Here is a 20,093-nt window from a genome sequence, read left to right as displayed (position 1 = left end):
GGCCTTGCGGGGCGCGGCAAAAAACAAAAGCGCGGTTGGAAGCCGCGCTTTCGATTATAAACCAGGGTCTCTGGTTGTCCCTTCCCGGTCGTCGTCCAGACCATCGGGGAAGGATTTGCGAACCAGTCACAAATCGTAAATTTTTTCGCGCAGGATCACGCCGCTGTCGGTTTCCTCTATCAGGCCGCGCAGGCCGAGATCCTTCATGACGCGGCTGACCATCTCGCGGGACGCGCCGATCATCTTGGCGATGTCCTGCTTGGAAACCTTCTTGCGGACCACCTTAAGGCCGTCCACCTCCTCGGACATCTCGAGGAGCAGGCGCGCCACGCGGCCGTACACATCCATCAGCGCCAGGCTTTCGATCTTGCGGTCGGCGTCGCGCAGGCGGCGGGTGAGGTTGCACATGACGTGCCACGCAAGCTCGAAGTTCTCCTGCATGAGACGCTTGAAATCGGTCTTGGCGATGGTCACCAGATCGGACGGCGACACCGCCACGACCGAGGCCGAACGCGGGCTGTCATCGAGCACGCCCATCTCGCCGAACATCTCGCCCTGGCCGAGAATCGTCAGGATCACTTCGCGACCATCCTCGTCGCTGACCATGACCTTCAGGTTGCCGGTAAGAACAAAATAGACGAAATCGGTGCGATCACCTTCATGTACCACCGCGGACCCCCGCGGAACCCGTCGCATCATCGCGCAGCGCGCGACGGCAGCCAGCCGGTCATCGCCCAGCCCCTGAAAGATGGGGAAGGTACGCAGGGCAATTGTGGACACGGAGCTGGTAACGGTCATAGGGCCTCTCCTGAGCAAAGGGCTAAATTGATTCTTGGCAATGTGACCAAGTTGTCATGTTGCTATCAACGGCCAAGTATAAAGCAAACTTGAGGGTCTCCGAATGACGCACGGGCATGCCCGGTCATTGGCGGCCGACGGGCGTCTTCATTTAGAAACGGTCACCGGGAACTCTGCCGCTTATAATCGCTCTTTGCTGTTCCACCGCCCATCAGACAGATCAGAGAGACCCACCACGATGGCCACCCGTCACATCAAGCTGCTCATTCTCGGTTCCGGCCCCGCCGGCTACAGCGCCGCGGTCTATGCCGCCCGCGCCAACCTGAACCCCGTGCTCATCACCGGCATCGCCCAGGGCGGCCAGTTGATGACCACCACCGAAGTGGACAACTGGCCGGCAGACCCGGAAGGCGTGCAGGGCCCCGAGCTGATGGCGCGCTTCGAGAAGCACGCCGCCCGCTTCAACACCGAGATGATCTTCGATCACATCCACACCACCCACCTGTCGGAGAAACCCATCCGTCTCGTCGGCGATGCGGGTGAATACACCTGCGACGCACTCATCGTCGCCACCGGCGCCAGCGCCCAGTATCTCGGCCTGCCCTCCGAAGAAGCCTTCTCCGGCAAGGGCGTGTCGGCCTGCGCCACCTGCGACGGTTTCTTCTACCGCAACCAGGAAGTCGCCGTGATCGGCGGCGGCAACACCGCGGTCGAAGAGGCGCTCTACCTCGCCAACATCGCCAGCAAGGTCACCCTTGTGCACCGCCGCGACAAATTCAAGGCCGAGCGCATCCTGGTGGACAAGATCCACGAGAAGGTCGCCGCTGGCAAGATCGTGCTCGAGCTCGATTCCACCCTGGACGAAGTGCTGGGCGACGCCACCGGCGTGACCGGCATGCGCATCAAGCGCACCAAGACCGGCGAGACCAAGGACATCGCCCTGAAGGGCGTGTTCATCGCCATCGGCCACAAACCCAACACCGACATCTTCGAAGGCCAGCTGGAGATGGAAGGCGGCTACATCGTCACCAAGGGCGGCCGCCACGGCAACGCCACCGCCACCAGCGTGCCGGGCGTGTTCGCCGCTGGCGACGTGCAGGACCACATCTACCGTCAGGCCGTGACCAGCGCCGGCACCGGCTGCATGGCCGCCCTCGACGCCGAGCGTTACCTCGACAGCCTGGGCCTCGCCGGCTAAGCCGCGCCAGCCCCACCGAACGGACCGGGCAACCCCCGGTCCGTTTCCATTTGGACACTCCCCTTTCGCAAGCATGGGCAAGGACAAGCGCAACTCCGGCCTCGACGCCCTGAAGGCCCTTCGCGACCGCGTGCCGAACAGCGTCCTGAAGACCGTCATCGCCCGCCCGGCGCCCAAGCCGGCCCCGGGCAAGGCCGCGCCGCCGCCGGACGAACCCGACGACGCCGCGCTGTTCCGCGCCCAGGTGGGCCGCATCCAGCCCCTGCGCGCCGACAACCACGCCGACCTCGCCCGCCCCAAGCCGGCCCCCAAGCCGCGCCCAAAAGTTGTCGAGCCCGAGCCGGAGGCCCCGCGCCGCGCCCCGCGCATCGACGAGAACGACCCTTCCGCGGTGTTCCGCGCCGCGCTGGGCGAGATCGCCCCGATCCGCGATTTCAACCGGGTCGACCTCAGCCACCAGCGCCAGCACGCCAACCCGAACGTGCGCGCCATCGAGCACTGGGAGCCGGATCTGCCGAGGGTGGACGCCAGCGCCCTCCACGATCCGGTCGAACTCTTCCGCCACGCCGCCGGCGAAGTCGCCCCCCTGAAAGACCGCAACCTCGCCGATCTCGACCGCCCCACGCCCGCCCCGCTCCCCCGCAAGCGCGAGGAAGACGAGCGCGAGGTGCTGCGCGAGGCGCTGGAGTCGCCCCTCACCTTTGAAGACCGGCTCGACATGGGTGATGAGGCCGCCTACCTGCGCGTCGGGCTGCCGCGCCGGGTGCTCACCGATCTACGCCGCGGGCGCTGGGTGGTGCAGGGCGAACTGGATCTCCACGGCCTGACCCGCGACGAAGCCCGGGCCAGCCTCGCCCAGTTCATCGCCCTCGCCCTCCAGCAGGGGCGCCGCTGCCTGCGGGTGATCCACGGCAAGGGCCACGGCTCGCCCGGCCGCCTCCCGGTGCTCAAGCACCTCTCCCGGGGCTGGCTGGCCCAGCGGGAAGACATCCTCGCCTTCTGCCAGGCCCGCCCCCACGACGGTGGCGGCGGCGCCCTGCTCGTGCTGCTCCAGGCCGGCGGCAGCCCCCGAAGCTGAGCTGCCAGCAGCCAAAAACCATTAGCGTTTTCTGATATTTAGCGCCAACGCCAGGGTTTTCGGCAGGACGGCGCACGTTTTTGGTGCCTCGTCGGCGATTCTTGCCCGCCGTCAATTTTTTTCCGCCTCCACATCCCTAGAGTGCGCTGCGACAGATTGTCGCAGTGACACCACGCCTCAGGGCAGTCACCGCGCAGCCGCCTGACCGGGCGGCCCTTCGATTTCGGTTAGGGACAAACGGAGACCAAGAAATGAGCACCGAAGACATCAAGCACGACGATCAAACCCTTGTTCCGGGACGCCGCAAGTTCCTGAACTCCGCAGCCCTTGCCGGTCTGGCCGGTGCCGGACTGTCCGTCGGGCTTTCCGCCTGCAAACAGGAAGCCTCCGCCCCCGCTGCGGGTAACGCTCCGGCCGCCCCGGCGCCGGCCGCCGCCCACGCCGCCGACGGCCTGAACATCCACCCCGCGCCGGGTCAGCTAGACACCTACTACGGCATCTGGTCCGGCGGTCACTCGGGCGAAGTGCGCATCCTCGGCCTGCCCTCCGGCCGCGAGATCAAGCGCGTCCCCACCTTCAACATCGACTGCATGAGCGGCTGGGGCATCACCAACGAGTCGAAGGCCATCATCGGCACCAAGGCCGACGGCAGCCTCAAGTACAAGACCGGCGACACCCACCACGTCCACGGCTCGTACACCGACGGCACCTACGACGGCAAGTACTTCTGGGTGAACGACAAGATCCACGGCCGCCTGGCGCGGATCAAGGGCGACACCTTCGAGTGCGACAAGATCACCGAGCTGCCCAACATCCAGGGCTTCCACGGCATCTTCCCCGACCGCCGCGACCCGGTGGACGAGAAGATCAATCACACCACGCGCGTCTTCTGCGGCAACGAGTTCCACCTGCCGCAGCCCAACGACGGGCGCGACATGGACGACGAGAAGAAGTACAAGACGCTCTTCACCTGCGTCGACGCCGAGACCATGGAAGTGCGCTGGCAGTGCCGTGTCGACGGCAACATGGATCTGGTGGCCACCTCCTACGACGGCAAGCTCGCCGCCGCCAACCAGTACAACGTCGAGGGCGGCGCCAAGTACGAGGACATGATGTCCGCCGAGAAGGACGCCTGCGTGTTCTTCCAGGTGGCCCGCATCGAGCAGGCCATCAAGGACGGCAAGTTCGTCACCATCGGCGACAGCAAGGTGCCGGTGGTCGATGGCACCAAGGACGCCAACAAGGATCCGAAGACCGCCCTCACCTGCTACGTGCCGGTTCCGAAGAACCCCCACGGCGTCAATGCCAGCCCGGACGGCAAGTACTTCATCTGCTCCGGCAAGCTGTCGCCCACCGCCACCGTCATCGAACTCACCAAGATCCACGACTTCTTCGACGGCAAGCTCGACGACATCAACAAGAGCATCGTCGCCGAAGTCGAACTCGGCCTCGGCCCCCTGCACACCGCCTTCGACGGCCGCGGCAATGCCTTCACCACGCTGTTCCTCGACAGCCAGATCGTCAAATGGAACGTGGACACCGCGATCAAGTTCCACGCCGGCGACAAGAACGCCAAGTACGTGGTCGACCGCATCGACGTGCATTACCAGCCGGGCCACATCAACGCCTCCATGTCCGAGACGAAGGAAGCGGACGGCCAGTTCCTGTGCGTCGGCTGCAAGTTCTCGAAGGACCGCTTCCTGCCGGTAGGCCCGCTGCACCCCGAGAACGAGCAGATCATCGACATCCGCGGCGAGAAGATGAAGATGCTGGCCGACCACCCGGTCTATCCGGAGCCCCACGACTTCGTGATCGTCAAGCGCGACAAGATCAAGACGCGCCAGGTGTACAACGTCGACGAGTTTCCCAACGCCATCAAGGACGCCAAGGATGGCGGCGTGTTCCGCAACGGCAACAAGGTCACCGTCAAGCTCGTGTCCCAGGCGCCGGCCTACAGCATGCGCGAGTTCAAGGTGAAGAAGGGCGACGAAGTCACCCTCATCCTCACCAACCTCGACAAGGTGGAAGATCTGACCCACGGCTTCGCGATTCCGAAGTACGACATCAACTTCATCGTGAATCCCCAGGAGACCAAGTCGGTCACCTTCAAGGCCGACAAGCCCGGGGTCTACTGGTGCTACTGCACCCACTTCTGCCACGCCCTGCACCTTGAGATGCGCACCCGGATGATCGTCGAGAAGTAAGCGACGCCACCGTAACGATTCCTTATCGAGAAGTAATTTGGGGAGACGCACGCGTCTCCCCTTTTTTCGTTCCAGCTCGCAGGCAGCTGCCTCCGAACCCCGCCTGGCCATGACGCAAACCCGCGCCACTGCGTCAAATTGACTCAGCTTAAGGCGCCCCCCGGGCCCGTTCATCAGAATCCGGCCACATACTGATTTGTGGAGTCACCCGATGATTTCCCTGCGCGCCCTGCGCACCTTCGCCCCACGTTTTGCCGCCCGTCTCGGCACCGGCCTCGCCGCCCTGGCCCTGGCCGGCAGCGCCCTTGCCGACACCTACGAAGTCAAACTCCCGCCCGAGCTGGCCTCCTCGCCGAAGATGTGCGACTACGCGCCCTGCAAGGACGTGATGCCCGGCGCCACCCACTTCTCCGAGCGCAAGGGCCAGCCGCCCTTCGTCGAGGCCTACGCCGACGAAGCCGGCCAGAAGAAGCTCATCGGCTACGTGATGCTGTCCACCGACATCACCGACATCCCCGCCTACTCGGGCAAGCCGGTGGTCACCCTGATCGGCATGGACACCGCCGGCAAGTTCACCGGGGTGAAAATCCTCAAGCACTCCGAGCCCATCCTGCTGCTGGGCATCCCCGAATCGGCGCTCATCAAGTTCAACAACCAGTACCTGGGCAAGTTCGTCGGCGACAACATCGAGATCGGCAAGTCGCGCCCCGAGGAGAACCTCATCGGCCTCGATGCCATCACCGGCGCCACCGTCACCGTCATCGCCCAGAACCAGGTGATGATGGTCTCCGGCGGCGAGGTGGCCAAGCAGGTGGGCATCCTCAAGCCGGTGATCCGGCCCCAGGCCAAGTTCCCGCCCGCCGGCCCGGCGCCCAGCTGGGCGCAGCTGGTGGAGGACGGCAGCGTCCAGCGCCTCACCGTGAAGCCCGAGGAGGTCGGCCTGAAGAGCGACGGCCGGCCCTACATGGACCTGTGGTTCGGCTACCTCAACCAGCCCACCGTCGGCCAGGCCATCCTGGGCAAAGACGGCTACGCCAGCCTGATGGCCCGCCTCAAGGAGGGCGAGCACGCTATCTTCATCGTCGCCGACAACAGCATGGACTCCTTCAAGGGTTCCGGCTTCGTGCGCGGCGGCATCTACGACCGGGTGCAGGTGCGCCAGGGCGGCGACAGCTTCACCTTCCGCGATCTGGACTACCTCAACCTGTGGGGCATCTCGGCCGCCGGCGCGCCCTCCTTCTCCGAATCGGCGATCTTCATCATCCGCGGCAAGAGCTTCTCGGGCGCCTTCCCGTGGAAGCTGGTGTTCCTGGGCAACAAGATCGACAAGGAAACCGCCGCCAAGACCTTCGCCAACTTCGACAAGGAATACTGGCTCGCCGACAAATATCTGGAAGGCGGCCGTCCGGTGGTGGTCAAGCCCGACCCCACCTGGCTCAAGGTGTGGAAGGAGCGGGCCGTCGAGATCGGCGCCTTCGTCGTGGTGCTGCTCGCCCTCTCCGCCGCCTACGCCAGCCGCGACAAGCTGGTACGCCGCTCCACCCACAAGAACAAATGGCCGGTGAATGCCTTCAAGTACACCGGCTGGGTGCTCTCCATCGGCTTCGTCGGCTTCTACGCCATGGCACAGCCGTCCATCACCCAGGTGCTCACCTGGTTCCACTCGCTGCTGTTCCAGTGGAAGTGGGAGCTCTTCCTGTCCGACCCGCTGATCTTCGTGTTCTGGATCTTCATCATCGTCACCACCTTCGTGTGGGGCCGCGGCTTCTTCTGCGGCTGGCTGTGCCCGTTCGGGTCGCTGTCGGAGCTGCTCTACAAGGTGGGCCAGGCGGTTGGCCTCAAGCGCTTCCAGCGGCATCTGCCCCAGGCGCTCCACGACAAGCTCAAGTGGGTGAAGTACGTGGTGTTCTTCGGCCTCCTGGCGGTGTCGTTCTTCAGCATGGGGCTGGCCGAGAAGCTCGCCGAGATCGAGCCCTTCAAGACCACCTTCCTGGTCGGCATCACCAACCGCAGCTGGCCCTACAGCCTGTTTGCAGCCAGCCTGCTGGGCCTGGCGATCTTCGTGGAGCGGCCGTTCTGCAAGTACCTGTGCCCGCTGGGCGCGGCGCTCGCCATGCCCACCACTTTCCGCTGGTTCGGCCTCAAGCGTAAGGACGAATGCACCAGCTGCAAGGCCTGCGCCAAGGGCTGCGGGTCGCTCGCCATCGACGCCAAGGGCAACATCGACCAACGCGAATGCATGCTGTGCCTCGACTGCATGGTCTTCTACTACGACGACCACGCCTGCCCGCCGCTGGCCCAGGAACGCAAGCGCCGCACCAAGGCCGGCCAGCCCCTCACCCCCATCGACGGCAAGGGCTATTTCATCCCCATCCACCCCGTCCCGGTCGACAAGAAGAAGGAAGGAGCCGCAGCATGACCATCGCCGACCGTAACGAACTGCGCCAGCCCGCCTACGGCGAAGCCCACGGCATCGCCTGGCTCGCTGCCGAGCTGTGGGATCACCTGTGGCCCTGGGCCGGGCGCGGCCAGCCGGCCCGCAAGGCCATCCAGGGCGCCGGCTTCGCGCTGGCGATTGCGGCCACCGTCGCCTGGGTGCTTGCCGCCATGGGCCGCCTGGAGGCCGGCGCGATCATCGGCTGGTGGTTCGGCTGGAGCGTCTTCGAGGTGATCGTCCGCATCGACGCCAAGCCCTACGTGAAGGAAGGCCCGTGGTGGGGCCACCTGTACCGCCGCGCCACGGTGATGGACATGATCTGCTACGTGAGCTTCAAGAACCTGCTGATCGGCGCCGCGCTGTTCATCGGGCTACGCACGCTGGGCATCGTGCAGGTGTAAGCAGGCTTTGGGCAAAGGCATGCGGCGGCCTTGAGGTAAAGTGCCGCCCATGCGCCCCGCTCATCCCATCGCCGAAGACGAAGTCGAATTCACCGCCATCCGCGCCCAGGGCGCCGGTGGGCAGAACGTGAACAAGGTGTCGAGCGCGGTGCATCTGCGCTTCGACATCGCCGCCTCGTCGCTGCCCGAACACCTGCGGGAGCGCCTGCTCCGGCTGGGCGACCAGCGCATCAGCAAGGACGGCATCGTCGTCATCAAGGCCCAGGCATTCCGCAGCCTCGAGAAGAACCGCGCCGAAGCCCTGCGGCGGCTGCAGGAGCTGATCGACAGCGTGTCGGTGGTGGCCAAGCCCCGGCGCCCGACCAAGCCGACCCGCGGCTCGGTCACCCGCCGTCTCGAAGGCAAGGCCCGGCGCAGCGCCGTGAAGGCCAATCGCGGGCGTGTCGAATGAAGCGCCAGGACGACCGCGATAGACGATAATCGCGGCCTCGAGCCCCCAGCCCGGTGCTGTTCATCCTGGCCCCGGCACCTCGCACCCATCCTCCCGCGCGCCCACCCGGCGCCCCGCCAGTCGATCATGCCGACCGGCTTTTCCCCCTTCACGCCCGACCGGGCAGGACCACCCAATGCAATCGGAAAGCCACATCTTCCGCCACGACGCCGCCCTCGAACACTCGATCGCCAACATGCAGGCCACGCCTGAAGCCCTCGGCGCCCACATCGAGGCGCCCTTCTGCGGCCAAAAATCGCCGGGCTGCGACATGCAACAACATCTGCTGACGGCCTACGCCAAGCAGCCCCTGACGGGCACCTGCGCATGAAGACACCCGCGAGACTCGAACCGCTGGTCATCGACGGGCTGGTGGACAGCGTGCTGCGCCAGCTCATGAGCGGCAAGGAAGCCACGGTATACGTCGTCCGCTGCGGCAACGACATCCGCTGCGCCAAGGTTTACAAAGAAGCCAACAAGCGCGGATTCCACACCGCGGTGGATTACACCGAGGGGCGCAAGATCAAGAACAGCCGACAGGCCCGCGCCATGGCGAAGCGCTCCCGCTACGGCCGCCAGGAGCAGGAGGCCGCGTGGCAGAGCGCCGAGGTGGACGCCCTGCGCCGACTCGCCGCAGCAGGCGTTCGGGTGCCCACGCCCTACAACTTCCACGAAGGCGTGCTGTTGATGGAGCTGGTGGCCGACGCCGACGGCGAACCCGCGCCGCGCCTCAACGATCTATCCCTGAGCGAGGAAGACGCGCTGGCCTACCACGCGACGCTGATCCGTCAGGTCGTGCGGATGCTGTGCGCCGGCATCGTTCACGGCGACCTCTCCGAATACAACGTGCTGGTGGATGGGGGTGGCCCGGTGATCATCGACCTGCCCCAGGCCGTGGATGCCGCCGCCAACAGCAACGCAAAGCGGATGCTGGGCCGCGACGTGGACAACCTCGCCGACTACTTCGGCCAGTTCGCCCCGCAACTGCTCACCACGCGCTACGGCGACGAAATCTGGGCGCTCTACGAAGCCGGCGCGCTCCATCCGGACAGCGTGCTCACCGGCCGCTTCGAGGACGCTACCGACGACGTGAATCTGGATGAAGTCATCCAGGTGATCGAAGCCGCCGACGCAGAACACGCCGAGCGCCTGGCCCGCCAACAGGCCGCCGAAGCGGTCGACGACTGGACAGCAGACACATGAGGCCCGCCGCCTGAATTTGAGCGCTCAGTGCGCCTCGTCGTAGGCCGACAGGCTCACCCCCGCCGCGGCGAGACATTCGCGCAGGTGCTTGACCTCCTGCTTGGTGAATTCGTTGCCGTGGTGGGGATGGTGGATGAAGAACTCATGCTTGTTGAGCATGATGCGGAAGCGCGCCCCGTGGCTGGGGTCCACATCCGCGCCGAGGTGATTGAGCAGGGATTCAACCTCGCGCCACTGGATGTTGCTGCTGACCGGCTCGCGGAAGATCGCTTCAAGGACGTGACGGTGCTTGTTGCTCATGGTTTGCTCCTCCCGTTGATCGTTGGCGATATTCTTGCACCGTGGGCCCGGCCCGCATACCGCCCGCGGGCTTGATCGCCCGGCCTTCGCACCACCTTTGATCCACGACAAAGAAAGACGTCACCATGCCCGTGCTGCTGCAAGTCGATTTCCCCTTTTCCGGCCCCTGGGGCCCGGCGATGACCGACGCCCTGCAAGGCCTCGCCGCCTCCATCGCCCAGGAGCCCGGCCTGATCTGGAAGATCTGGACCGAAAACGCCGCCACCAATGAGGCCGGCGGCATCTACCTGTTTGCCGACCGCCCCAGCGCCGAGGCCTACCTGGCGATGCACACCGCGCGCCTCAAGGGCTTCGGCATCCCGGTGGTGAATGGCAAGATCTTCGACGTGAACGGCGAGCTCTCCGCCATCGACCGCGCGCCGCTTTAAACCCGCCCACCCCGGCCCATGTCACCAGCCCACAGCACCGGGCCGGCAAAATAGTCATGGGCCGATCAAGCTGCGGTCGCTATCATGCGCGACCCCCACGCGGCATTTCCCCATGATCACCCTCAAAAACGTCACCTTGCGCCGCGGCGCCAAGGTGCTGCTCGACAGCGCCTCCGTCACCCTCAACCCCGGCGAGAAGGTCGGCCTGGTCGGGCGCAACGGCGCCGGCAAATCGTCCCTGTTCGGCCTGCTCAACGGCAGCCTGCACGAAGACGCGGGCGACTACTCGATCCCCAGCCAGTGGCACATGGCTCAGGTGGCCCAGGACATGCCCGAAACCGAGCAGAGCGCCACCGACTTCGTGATCGAGGGCGACACCGTGCTGCTCGCCGCCCAGCGCGAAGTGGCCGAGGCCGAAGCCAGCGACGACGGCATGCGCATGGCCCACGCCTATATGGAGCTCCACGACGCCGGCGCCCACGACGCGGAAGCCCGCGCCCAGGCCCTGATCCTCGGCCTCGGCTTCAAGGTGTCGGAGCTCTCCCAGCCGGTGAACAGCTTCTCGGGCGGCTGGCGGATGCGCCTGCAGCTGGCCCGGGCGCTGATGTGCCCGTCGGATCTGCTGCTCCTCGACGAACCCACCAACCACCTGGATCTGGACGCGCTGGTGTGGCTCGAAGCCTGGCTCAAGCGCTACGCCGGCACGCTCATCGTCATCAGCCATGACCGGGAATTCCTCGACGCCATCACCTCGGTCACGCTGCACATCGACAACGCCCGGCTGGTGCGCTACGGCGGCAACTACAGCACTTTTGAAGACATGCGCGCCGAGCAGATGCTGCTCCAGCAGGCCGCGGTGGCCAAGCAGGCCGACAAGATCGCCCACCTCAAGAAGTTCATCGACCGCTTCAAGGCCAAGGCCAGCAAGGCCAAGCAGGCCCAGAGCCGGGTCAAGGCGCTGGAGCGGATGGAGAAGATCGCCCCGGTGCTGGCCGACGCCGAATTCACCTTCGAATTCCAGGAACCCGCCAACCTGCCCAACCCCATGCTGGCGATGGCGGACGTGAGCGTCGGCTACCCGCCGCCCGACGACGCCCCCGCCGGCACGCCGCCGACGACCATCGTGCGCCACATCAACCGCTCGGTGCATGCGGGCCAGCGGCTCGGCATCCTCGGCGCCAACGGCCAGGGCAAATCGACGCTGGTGAAGACCGTCGCCCGGGCGCTGGCGCCCATCAGCGGCGAGCTCACCGAAGGCAAGGGCCTCAACATCGGCTACTTCGCCCAGCAGGAACTCGACGTACTGCGCCCCGCCGACACCCCGATGGAGCACATGATCCGCCTCGCCAAGGACACCATCGCCGCCGGCCGCAGCGGCTGGGTGGCCGGGCGCGAGCAGGATCTGCGCAGCTTCCTGGGCACCTTCAATTTCAGCGGCGACATGGTCAAGCAGCCGGTGGGCACCATGAGCGGCGGCGAGAAGGCGCGGCTGGTGCTGTGCATGATCGTGTGGCAGCGCCCCAACCTGCTGCTGCTCGACGAACCCACCAACCACCTGGATCTATCCACCCGCGAAGCCCTCAGCGTGGCGCTCAACGAGTTCGAGGGCACGGTGATGCTGGTGAGCCACGACCGCGCCCTGCTGCGCGCGGTGTGCGACGAGTTCTGGCTGGTCACCCGCGGCGGCATCGAGCCCTTCGACGGCGACCTGGACGACTACCAGCGCTTCCTGCTCAACGAGGCCAAGCGCGCCCGCGAAGCCGCCTGAGCCCCGCGCCCCGGCGCTCAGCCTAGGCGGTGCTCGATCACGTAGCGGGTGAGTTCGGCGTTCGACTGGACGCCGAGCTTCTCGATGATCCGCGCCCGGTAGGTGCTCACCGTCTTCACGCTCACGTGCAGGATCTCGCCGATGCGCGTGAGCGAGGTGCCCTTGCTCAGCATCAACAGCACCTCGGTCTCGCGGCGCGAAAGCGTCTCATGGGCGAGCTTGCGCCCAACGGGCGCCACCCCCGCCAGCAGCTTCTCGGCCAGCGTCGGGCTCAGGTAGCGGGCGCCGCCCACCACCGTTCGGATCGCGGTGAGGATCTGGTTGGGTGGGCTGTCTTTGTTAAGAAAACCCGATGCCCCCGCCTCGAGGGACGGGATTGCGAACTCGTCCTCCGAGAACATGCTGAAGATCAGCACCGGCAGACCGGGACGCAGGCGCTTGATCTGCTTGAGCACCTCCAGCCCGTTGACGTCCGGCAGGGCGATGTCGAGCAGCACCAGACTCCAGTCGCCCTTCTCCACCAACGCAATCGCATCAAGCCCCGACGCCGCCTCGGCGGTGATTTCCAGGTCGTCGGTATCTGCCAGAAACTGTCTCAGCCCGCCCCGTACCACGGCATGGTCATCAACGATCAACACGCTCGCCATCAACGGCTCTCCAACCTTCTGCCCAGTCATCGAGCGGAATGTGCAGGGTCAGGCTGGTGCCCACCCCGGGTTCGCTGCTGATCGACAGCCAGCCGCCGAGATACTGGGCACGCTCCTGCATTCCGATCAGACCAAAGGAATCCAATTTGTCCCGCTCGCTGTCCGCGAGCCCGATGCCATTATCCCGCACCTCCACGTCCAGCATGCCATGCTGAATATCCATCAAGATGGATGCCCGGGTTGCCTGGGCGTGTCGGGCCACGTTGGTCAGCGCTTCCTGCACGATGCGGAACACCGCCGTATTACGGACCGGCGAAAGGGTGAGACGTTCCGGCATCCGCACGTCGATGGCGATGCCCGTCATGCGGGAGAAATCCGCCGCGTACCACTTGACCGTCGCGATCAGCCCCAGCGTGTCGAGCATCGCGGGGCGCAGCCCGGCGGAGATGCGCTTGATCGTCTTGAGCGCCGCGTCCACCTGCTCCAGCAGGCGGTCGAAGCGCGCCTGGGTGGGCGCCGGCAGCGCCAGGCCATCCACCGTGGTGGCCAGCCCGAGCTTGAGCATGGTCAGGGTGCCGCCGAGCTCGTCGTGCACCTCGCGGGCGATGGTCGTGTTCTGCTCCTCGCGCACGGTTTCCAGGTGCGCCGCCAGACGCTTGAGACGCGCGGCGCTCTCGGCCTGCTCCTCGGCGGCCAGCTTGCGCTCGGTGATGTCCTCGTGGACCGCCACCAGGCGCAGGGGGCCATCACCCTGGAAGCAGCTCAGGTTGAGCACGAACCAGCGCCGCTCGGTGGGCGACGCGCACTCGTACTCGATGGACACATCCTCGCGGCACCCCGCCACCGCGCTCCGGATGGCATCCGCCACCAGGCCGGCCACCGGACACTCCGCCAGGGTGGCCGCATCGCAGATCGCCAGGTAGTTGGCGCCCTCGCTCATCAGCGACGGATCACCACCATTGCCGACTGCAAACTCGCGCCACGCACGATTGACCGCGATGATGACGCCGTTCGCGTCCAGCACGCACAGGGGCGAATTGAGCGCGTCGATGGTGGCACGGGTGAAGCGCTCGGACTCCAGCAGCGCCCGGGCCCGCTCCTCCGCCTCGAAGGTGCGTTCGGCCACCTTCTCCTCGAGGGTGTCGTTCATGCGCATCAGCGCCGCTTCAACCTCCTTGCGGGCGCTGATGTCGGTCAGGCTACCCACCAGCCGGGTCACCCGCCCCCGGGCATCGCGGATGATCCGGACGTTGTCGGAAATGTGCACCCACCGCCCGCCGTCGCAAAGCAGGCGGTATTCGGTGTGCAGGCGGTCACTGCGCTGCTTCAGGCAGTCCAGCACCATCGGCCTGATCCGCCGCAGGTCATCCGGGTGGATCCGGGCGTGCCACCAGCGCCGGTCGAACTTCACTTCGCCCACGCCACCAAACACCTTGGTGAAGCCGGCCGAACAGTAGAACGAATCGCTCTCCCGATCCCAGTCGAAGACCATCCCGGCGACCGCCTCCATGGCCAGCCGGAAACGGGATTCGCTCGCCGCCAGGGCGGCCTCGGCCCGCTTGCTGTCGGAAATGTCCTGGGTGCAGCCCATGCCGGCGATCGGCTTGCCGCTGGCGTCAAACTCCAGCTCGACCCGCTCCTTCACCCAGCGGATCTCGCCATCCACCACAAGGCGGTGCTCGATGTCGTAGGGCGCGCCGTTCATCGCGGCCTTCCAGGCGCTGTCCACAAACTCGCGGTCGTCCGGATGGACGACGGACAGAAAGCTCTCGTAGGTCAGCGGCACGCCCTTCGGCACGCCGAAGATGCGGTGGTTCTCGTCGGACCAGCGCAGTTCGTTGCGCACGAGATCCAGCCGCCAGCTGCCCGTGCGGGCCACGGCCTGGGCGCGCTGCAGCTCCTCCTCGCTCTCACGCAGGGATTGCTCGACCCGCTTGAGGCGGCTGATGTCGAGGTTGATGCCCGCCCAGTGGGTGATCTCGCCACGCTCGTTACGCACCGGCACGCCCCGCGCCAGGATGTGGTGCCAGTTCCCGTCAGCGCCACGAAAACGGTGCTCCACATCCCACACCGAGCCCCGCTTGACGCACTCCATCCAGCGGGCGAGGGTCCGCTCGGCATCGTCCGGGTGCAGCAGGCTGGACCACCCGAAATCCGAACACTGGGCCTGGGTCATGCCCACCAGCTTGAGGAAGGACTCGCTGGCGTAGATGTTGCGGCCGTCCGGCGCGCACACCCACACCCCGTAGTCGATGGACTCGCCGATGGCACGGTACAGGCGCTCGCTGTCCCGCAGCGCGACCTCCATGCGCTTGCGCTCGGTCACGTCGCTGAGGAAGCCGTGCCACAGGATGCTGCCATCCGCCTCCCGCTGGGGCACCGAATGGCCTTCGATCCAGCGCTCGCCCTTGGTCGGATGGATGACGCGATACTCGGCCCGCCAGGCCGTGAGGGTGCTGGCCGAGGCCGCGACCGTCTCGCTCACGTAGCCCACGTCGCCCGGGTGTATCCGCGCGAAGATCGGCGCGGAGTCATCCACCACGTCTTCCGGCCGCAGGCCATAGAGCTGCTCCAGCGCCGCGCTGGCGTAGGGCATGCAGGACGTGCCGTCCGGCCGCACCCGGAACGAGCAGATCACCCCGGGCACCGTCGCGGCGATCTTGGTCAGCTGCGCCTGCAGCTCGTACTTCTCGCGCATCAGCGCCTCGGCTTCCTTGCGTTCGCCGATGTCGCTGAGGGCCAGATTGAGCACCGGCTGGCCTCCGGCGTCCCGCACCGCGCTGGCTTCCACCAGCATCCACACGCGGCGCCCGTTCTCCTGGCGCATGCGCACTTCGCAGGATTGCAGCGTGGCGGTATCAAAGATGCGCCGGCAATAGCGCACAAAGGGCGCCCGGTCGCTCTCGCAGACAAAGCCCGCCACCGGCTGGGCGATCAGCCTGCCCAGCGAGACCCCCAGCAGGGTCGCGGCGCGGATGTTGGCCTGCAGAATCGTGCCCCGCTCGTCGATGGTCAGAAAGCCCACCGGCGCCAGCTCGTAGAAATCGAAGTAGTTGGCCCGGGCAGCCTCCAGGCCGATGAGTTCCTGCCGCAACTCGGCGTTCTCGAGCTCCAGCTGTACCTCGCGGGCCGTCAGCGCGTCGAGCTCGCGGCACATGTCTCCGAGGGGAAGCGCGTCGTCTTTCGCGCCCTCGGCCCATCTATCGTCGTCGGCCATCTGGTTCATCCATCGCTTGCCTTGCCGGGATTCTCGCGCCGTTCTGCCACCGGTAGTGCCCAATCGTGCCAAAAGATGGTCGATCGCACGATTTACGCCAACCTGCCCTGACTCCCCGGCTGACGCAGCACCACCTGATTGCGTCCTTCGCGCTTGGCAGCGTAGCAGGCATCGTCGGCAATCTTCAGGGCGGCGGCGCTGCTGTCCACCGACGCGTCGATCTCGGCCAGCCCGAAGCTGGCGCTCACCCTGAATTCGCGGCCTTCCCACCGGAAGCGCAACGCCGAGATCGCGCGGCACAGGCTGTCCACGATCCGGCAGGCGTCGTCGGTGCTGCAGTTGCGCAGGAGCAGCGCAAACTCGTCTCCGCCGATGCGGCTGGTCAGATCCTCTGTCCGCACGCCTTGCTGAATCAGCCTTGCCACCTCGCGCAGCAGCGCATCACCGGCCGCGTGGCCACCGATGTCATTGACGGTCTTGAAGAAATCCAGATCGATGAAGCACAGCACGCAGCGGTCGGAAGCCCGTCGCGACGCCGCCACGGCCTCATCCAGCGCCTTGTCGAAGGCCCGCCGGTTGGGCAGCCCGGTGAGATGGTCATGCATGGCCTGATAGGCGAAGCGGTCCCGGGCTTCATCGACCCCGGCCTGCACCGCGCGGCGTGTCCCCTCCAGCGTGCCGATCAGCGCGTTGATGCCCTCGTTCAGCTGCTGCATCTCGCGGCCGACCGCATCCGCCGGCAGCCGCACGTCCCACTGCCCTGCGCGCACGCGCTTCACCGCATCGGCCACCCGCAGCATCGGGTCACCCCAGGCGTGGCCCAGGCGCAGCGCCACGTAGATGCTGCCCGCCAGCGCAGCCAGCGTCAGCAGGGCATGGCGCAGGAACAGCTGATCGCCCGCCGACACAGGCGCGGGCGCATCAATTTCCAGCAGCACCCAGCCTGCCGCATTGGGTTCGACGAGGGTGAACAAGGCATCGCCGATGCCGTCGTCGCGGGCGGTCGGCATGGACATCACAGGCGCGACGAAAGCCATCCGCCCACCCCGTTCGTCGATGAAACTCGCGGTGCGCACCGCGCGAACCCGCTCCCACGTGGCGACCACCGGCCGGCCCCGCTCCACCAGCGGACGGCCGCTGTGGTCGTAGATCGCCAGGGCGGTCACGTTGTCGGCGCCACCAAGGGCATCGACAAACTGTTCAAGTTGATGGGGACGGCGGAAATACACGCCGGCCTCCACCGCGGTGGCAAGCAGATGCACGGAGGCCACGCCCCGGGCCAGCCTCGCGGGCTCATGGGACGCCTTCGGTTCCACCTCATGCACCATGAAAAACGCCACGAGCAGAAAAGGCAGTGGCGTCAGGGCCAGCAGCAGCAGATGCTGGGTCAGCGAGAGGCTCCGCAGCCAGCCGGTGCAAACGGACCAGGACATGTCCCGCCATTTGACCTCGTGTGCGAACTTGAGCAGGTCCATCGCCATGACTGCCTCCCGTCACGCTTTCGACTAGGCCCGGCAAGCGGCAGACCCGTCGGTCGGCCGGGGCGACCCCGGCCGGAACAGTGCTACGAGCGGCGAACCGTCGCGTCGCCGCTCGCCCCCAGCCGGCGACGCGACGGCCACCAACCCAAGCTACGCGGCTTTCTTCACGGTACCCGGGCGGGCCTTCTCGACGACCCCGAGGCTGGCTTCGGTGATCTCGCGGGACGTACCGATCAGCTTCTCGTAGGTGCTGCTGGCGGCGTTAAGCGCCGAATGCAGCGCGTCAGAGAAAGCCGTCTGACCACCGGACGTCGACGACAGGCACTGCTTTTCCACCTCGGCGGCGAGCCGGCGGGTGACTTCCTCGGCATTGGCCGAACCCAGCGAGAACACTTCCGCCTGGGTTGCAACAAAGACTTCACTCACATCGCGGAGATACTCGCTGACCCGTTCAAACTGACGGAGCTGCGTACGAAGCTGTTCCTGATAGTCGCTGCGGGTATCGCCGACGGCGTAGCCTTCGATGAGGGCCCGGGCAAAATCAGTGTTGAGCGAATAGATGCGCTCGGTTGCCTTGAGGGTGACGCCATAGATCGACTTGCAGGCATCCCCGTTGATGGCGACGACTTCGGCAAATCCTTGCAGGGTGTGGGTAAAGTCCATGGTGCTGTTCTCTTCTAAAAAATACATTGACCGCCCTGCGCGCGCGGCCCTGCGGCAGGGATGATTCTGGCTAGAGCAAACCCAGTGACAGGGCACTGGTACGGATGAAGTTCACTGCCTCGCTGGTGACGAAAGGCCCGAAGGCACACAGGGTCACCAGCTTTTCGCTGGCGGTGCGCGCTTTCCTGCGCCGTTTAGGCAACAGAAAGTAGTAGCGGCCAGATGCACGCCCCCCTGCGCTGGAGGCCAGTTGATCCGCCGACAGGGATGTGACGGCCCCCCAGGTCGGAACGCACACCAACGGATTGCCATGATTGGTCAAAGTTGTCTCCTCCACGTCTCGCGTCTTTCTTGACCCGGGAAATCCCGAGCCAGGTCATCTCCCGCCACCGGCCTTCTTCGAGGCTTCCGGTCATGCGGGGTAACGGATTTGTGGAGTGAATGATTTCATTAGCAGAACACCATGTCTGTCAGCAGCTCACCAAATGTGTGTCGGAATTGAACAGTTCGACTGTAGGATTTTTCTGACACATCCGACGCGCGAGCCCATCCGGAAGGTGCGCCGGGCCGTCATCTCCCGCGTTTCGGGCCGGACTGGCGCTGCCCGCAAAAAACAGCGATCCTTGCGCCCCGCTCCGCCGCAGCCAGCCCCGCCTCCATGACCTGCAAGCTCGTCGTCTTCGACCTCGACGGCACCCTCGCCGACTCCTTCGACACCTTCCGCATCTGTCTCGACGAAGCGGCGGCGGAGCACGGCTTTCGCAGCCTCGCGGGCGAGGACACGCAGCACATCCGCCGCATGTCGAGCCGGCAACTGATGGATCACCTGGGCGTGCCGATCTGGAAGGTGCCCACCCTGGCGGTGGACATGCGCCGGCGGATGTTTGCGCGCATCGACGCCATCCGCCCCTTCCCCGGCGCCGACACCACCCTGCGCCGCCTGCACGACGACGGCTTCGCCCTGGCCCTCCTCACCTCCAACACCCGCGATGCCGCCCGCGCCGTGCTGGGCGCCGACACCCTGGCGCTGTTCCAGCACCTGCACTGCCGCACCAGCCTGTTCGGCAAGCGCTTCAAGCTGCGCGAGCTGCTGTGGACCACCCGCCTCGCCCCCCAATCCGTCACCTGCATCGGCGACGAGATCCGCGACGCCGACGCCGCCCGGGCAGTGGGTATGGGCTTTCTCGGCGTCGCCTGGGGCTACACCCACCCCGAAGCCCTGCAGGCCCACTGCGACGCGCCGCTCCTCAAAACGCTGGAAGCGCTGCCCGAACGCCTTTCCTGCTCCTCAACAATGGCCAGCTGAAGCCCCCCCACATCACCCCCACCCCTGTAGGTCGGACTTCAGTCCGACATCACGGCTTGAGCCCGCCAACCGCTGTCGGACTAAAGTCCGACCTACAGGTGCAGGCCAGACCAAGGGCGACGGCCCGCAAAGCACCCATCCCTTCGGGAAGCCCGAGTGAAGCGGCCCCCGCACGCGGCACAAAACGGCCTTCGCATCCTCCTCCCGGGTCACCCCACCCTGTAGGTCGGACTTCAGTCCGACATCACGGCTTGAGCCCGCCAACCGTTGTCGGACTAAAGTCCGACCTACAGGTGCAGGCCAGGCCAAGGGCGACGGCCCGCAAAGCACCCATCCCTTCGGGAAGCCCGACTGAAGCGGCCCCCGCACGCGGCACAATGTAGTGGTCAAGTAATACCGGACACCTCGATAGGGTGCTGTACTGCGGTTTTCCGTTCATAGGCCGTGGGCGGCAGGTAGCCCAGCGTCGAGTGC

Annotated in this window: 17 protein-coding genes; 11 read left to right on the top strand and 6 right to left on the bottom strand. The window is 66.1% G+C overall.

Translation table 11 applies throughout. The features are described 5' to 3' along the window. Nucleotides 1-126: 126 nt before the first annotated feature. Complete coding sequence (locus QQK25_RS17715) at nt 127-798, bottom strand: Crp/Fnr family transcriptional regulator (RefSeq protein ID WP_153160900.1); 672 nt, start codon at nt 796-798, stop codon at nt 127-129. A 238-nt stretch (nt 799-1,036) separates the two neighbouring features. On the opposite strand from QQK25_RS17715, the gene trxB reads away from it, so the two are divergent. From trxB to QQK25_RS17675, 8 genes are all read left to right on the top strand, one after another. Then, nucleotides 1,037-1,996, top strand: coding sequence for a thioredoxin-disulfide reductase (gene trxB / locus QQK25_RS17710; RefSeq protein ID WP_284189121.1), 960 nt, complete (start codon nt 1,037-1,039; stop codon nt 1,994-1,996). A gap of 73 nt (nt 1,997-2,069) precedes the next feature. Next, on the top strand, nt 2,070-3,074 hold the full coding sequence (locus QQK25_RS17705; RefSeq protein WP_284189120.1) for a Smr/MutS family protein: 1,005 nt from the start codon (nt 2,070-2,072) through the stop codon (nt 3,072-3,074). A gap of 251 nt (nt 3,075-3,325) precedes the next feature. Then, on the top strand, nt 3,326-5,278 hold the full coding sequence (nosZ, locus tag QQK25_RS17700; RefSeq protein ID WP_284189119.1) for a TAT-dependent nitrous-oxide reductase: 1,953 nt from the start codon (nt 3,326-3,328) through the stop codon (nt 5,276-5,278). Nucleotides 5,279-5,489: 211 nt separating this feature from the next. Continuing rightward, nucleotides 5,490-7,697: a NosR/NirI family protein gene (locus QQK25_RS17695; RefSeq protein ID WP_284189118.1), complete on the top strand. Its 2,208-nt coding sequence runs from the start codon at nt 5,490-5,492 to the stop codon at nt 7,695-7,697. Continuing rightward, nucleotides 7,694-8,116, top strand: a complete 423-nt coding sequence (locus QQK25_RS17690) for a transcription regulator (protein ID WP_284189117.1) — start codon at nt 7,694-7,696, stop codon at nt 8,114-8,116. The genes QQK25_RS17695 and QQK25_RS17690 overlap by 4 nt, the downstream gene beginning before the upstream one ends. A 49-nt stretch (nt 8,117-8,165) precedes the next feature. Continuing rightward, a complete protein-coding gene (arfB, locus tag QQK25_RS17685) occupies nt 8,166-8,567 on the top strand; it encodes an alternative ribosome rescue aminoacyl-tRNA hydrolase ArfB (protein WP_284189116.1) in 402 nt (133 codons plus the stop codon). A 175-nt stretch (nt 8,568-8,742) separates the two neighbouring features. Continuing rightward, on the top strand, nt 8,743-8,937 hold the full coding sequence (locus tag QQK25_RS17680; RefSeq protein ID WP_284189115.1) for a hypothetical protein: 195 nt from the start codon (nt 8,743-8,745) through the stop codon (nt 8,935-8,937). Continuing rightward, nucleotides 8,934-9,809, top strand: a complete 876-nt coding sequence (locus QQK25_RS17675) for a PA4780 family RIO1-like protein kinase (RefSeq protein ID WP_284189114.1) — start codon at nt 8,934-8,936, stop codon at nt 9,807-9,809. Before QQK25_RS17680 ends, QQK25_RS17675 begins: the two co-directional genes overlap by 4 nt. 24 nt (nt 9,810-9,833) lie before the next feature. Here QQK25_RS17675 and QQK25_RS17670 read toward each other — a convergent pair whose 3' ends face one another. Then, entirely contained in the window at nt 9,834-10,109 is a 276-nt protein-coding gene (locus tag QQK25_RS17670) for a type II toxin-antitoxin system HicA family toxin (protein ID WP_284189113.1), read from the bottom strand. A 125-nt stretch (nt 10,110-10,234) separates the two neighbouring features. Here QQK25_RS17670 and QQK25_RS17665 point away from each other — a divergent pair, with 125 nt between their 5' ends. Beyond that, nucleotides 10,235-10,537, top strand: a complete 303-nt coding sequence (locus QQK25_RS17665) for a monooxygenase (RefSeq protein WP_284189112.1) — start codon at nt 10,235-10,237, stop codon at nt 10,535-10,537. Between the two features lie 112 nt (nt 10,538-10,649). After that, nucleotides 10,650-12,305 carry an ABC-F family ATP-binding cassette domain-containing protein gene (locus tag QQK25_RS17660; protein WP_284189111.1) on the top strand — a complete coding sequence of 552 codons (1,656 nt, stop codon included), beginning with the start codon at nt 10,650-10,652 and terminating at the stop codon, nt 12,303-12,305. Nucleotides 12,306-12,322: 17 nt separating this feature from the next. Here QQK25_RS17660 and QQK25_RS17655 read toward each other — a convergent pair whose 3' ends face one another. The 4 genes from QQK25_RS17655 to QQK25_RS17640 form a co-directional block, all read right to left on the bottom strand. Continuing rightward, nucleotides 12,323-12,952, bottom strand: coding sequence for a response regulator (locus tag QQK25_RS17655; protein ID WP_284189110.1), 630 nt, complete (start codon nt 12,950-12,952; stop codon nt 12,323-12,325). Further along, the gene (locus tag QQK25_RS17650) at nt 12,930-16,178 is read right to left on the bottom strand and encodes a PAS domain-containing protein (RefSeq protein ID WP_284189109.1); all 3,249 of its coding nucleotides are present in this window, start codon (nt 16,176-16,178) and stop codon (nt 12,930-12,932) included. The genes QQK25_RS17655 and QQK25_RS17650 overlap by 23 nt, the downstream gene beginning before the upstream one ends. A gap of 83 nt (nt 16,179-16,261) precedes the next feature. After that, nucleotides 16,262-17,650, bottom strand: coding sequence for a GGDEF domain-containing protein (locus QQK25_RS17645; RefSeq protein WP_284189108.1), 1,389 nt, complete (start codon nt 17,648-17,650; stop codon nt 16,262-16,264). Nucleotides 17,651-17,800: 150 nt separating this feature from the next. Further along, nucleotides 17,801-18,313: a hypothetical protein gene (locus QQK25_RS17640; RefSeq protein WP_284189107.1), complete on the bottom strand. Its 513-nt coding sequence runs from the start codon at nt 18,311-18,313 to the stop codon at nt 17,801-17,803. A gap of 658 nt (nt 18,314-18,971) precedes the next feature. On the opposite strand from QQK25_RS17640, the gene QQK25_RS17635 reads away from it, so the two are divergent. Further along, nucleotides 18,972-19,619: an HAD hydrolase-like protein gene (locus QQK25_RS17635; RefSeq protein ID WP_284189106.1), complete on the top strand. Its 648-nt coding sequence runs from the start codon at nt 18,972-18,974 to the stop codon at nt 19,617-19,619. The last annotated feature ends 474 nt before the right edge of the window (nt 19,620-20,093 follow it).

Origin of the sequence: Zoogloea oryzae (assembly GCF_030161255.1) — a bacterium.
GTDB lineage: Bacteria > Pseudomonadota > Gammaproteobacteria > Burkholderiales > Rhodocyclaceae > Zoogloea > Zoogloea oryzae.
This window is presented reverse-complemented; position numbering and strand designations above follow the sequence as displayed.

Bases quoted from the DNA above. Each gene is read 5' to 3' on its own strand.
- QQK25_RS17715 (WP_153160900.1), bottom strand. From the start codon at position 798: ATGACCGTTACCAGCTCCGTGTCCACAATTGCCCTGCGTACCTTCCCC.
- trxB (WP_284189121.1), top strand. From the start codon at position 1,037: ATGGCCACCCGTCACATCAAGCTGCTCATTCTCGGTTCCGGCCCCGCC.
- QQK25_RS17705 (WP_284189120.1), top strand. From the start codon at position 2,070: ATGGGCAAGGACAAGCGCAACTCCGGCCTCGACGCCCTGAAGGCCCTT.
- nosZ (WP_284189119.1), top strand. From the start codon at position 3,326: ATGAGCACCGAAGACATCAAGCACGACGATCAAACCCTTGTTCCGGGA.
- QQK25_RS17695 (WP_284189118.1), top strand. From the start codon at position 5,490: ATGATTTCCCTGCGCGCCCTGCGCACCTTCGCCCCACGTTTTGCCGCC.
- QQK25_RS17690 (WP_284189117.1), top strand. From the start codon at position 7,694: ATGACCATCGCCGACCGTAACGAACTGCGCCAGCCCGCCTACGGCGAA.
- arfB (WP_284189116.1), top strand. From the start codon at position 8,166: ATGCGCCCCGCTCATCCCATCGCCGAAGACGAAGTCGAATTCACCGCC.
- QQK25_RS17680 (WP_284189115.1), top strand. From the start codon at position 8,743: ATGCAATCGGAAAGCCACATCTTCCGCCACGACGCCGCCCTCGAACAC.
- QQK25_RS17675 (WP_284189114.1), top strand. From the start codon at position 8,934: ATGAAGACACCCGCGAGACTCGAACCGCTGGTCATCGACGGGCTGGTG.
- QQK25_RS17670 (WP_284189113.1), bottom strand. From the start codon at position 10,109: ATGAGCAACAAGCACCGTCACGTCCTTGAAGCGATCTTCCGCGAGCCG.
- QQK25_RS17665 (WP_284189112.1), top strand. From the start codon at position 10,235: ATGCCCGTGCTGCTGCAAGTCGATTTCCCCTTTTCCGGCCCCTGGGGC.
- QQK25_RS17660 (WP_284189111.1), top strand. From the start codon at position 10,650: ATGATCACCCTCAAAAACGTCACCTTGCGCCGCGGCGCCAAGGTGCTG.
- QQK25_RS17655 (WP_284189110.1), bottom strand. From the start codon at position 12,952: ATGGCGAGCGTGTTGATCGTTGATGACCATGCCGTGGTACGGGGCGGG.
- QQK25_RS17650 (WP_284189109.1), bottom strand. From the start codon at position 16,178: ATGAACCAGATGGCCGACGACGATAGATGGGCCGAGGGCGCGAAAGAC.
- QQK25_RS17645 (WP_284189108.1), bottom strand. From the start codon at position 17,650: ATGGCGATGGACCTGCTCAAGTTCGCACACGAGGTCAAATGGCGGGAC.
- QQK25_RS17640 (WP_284189107.1), bottom strand. From the start codon at position 18,313: ATGGACTTTACCCACACCCTGCAAGGATTTGCCGAAGTCGTCGCCATC.
- QQK25_RS17635 (WP_284189106.1), top strand. From the start codon at position 18,972: ATGACCTGCAAGCTCGTCGTCTTCGACCTCGACGGCACCCTCGCCGAC.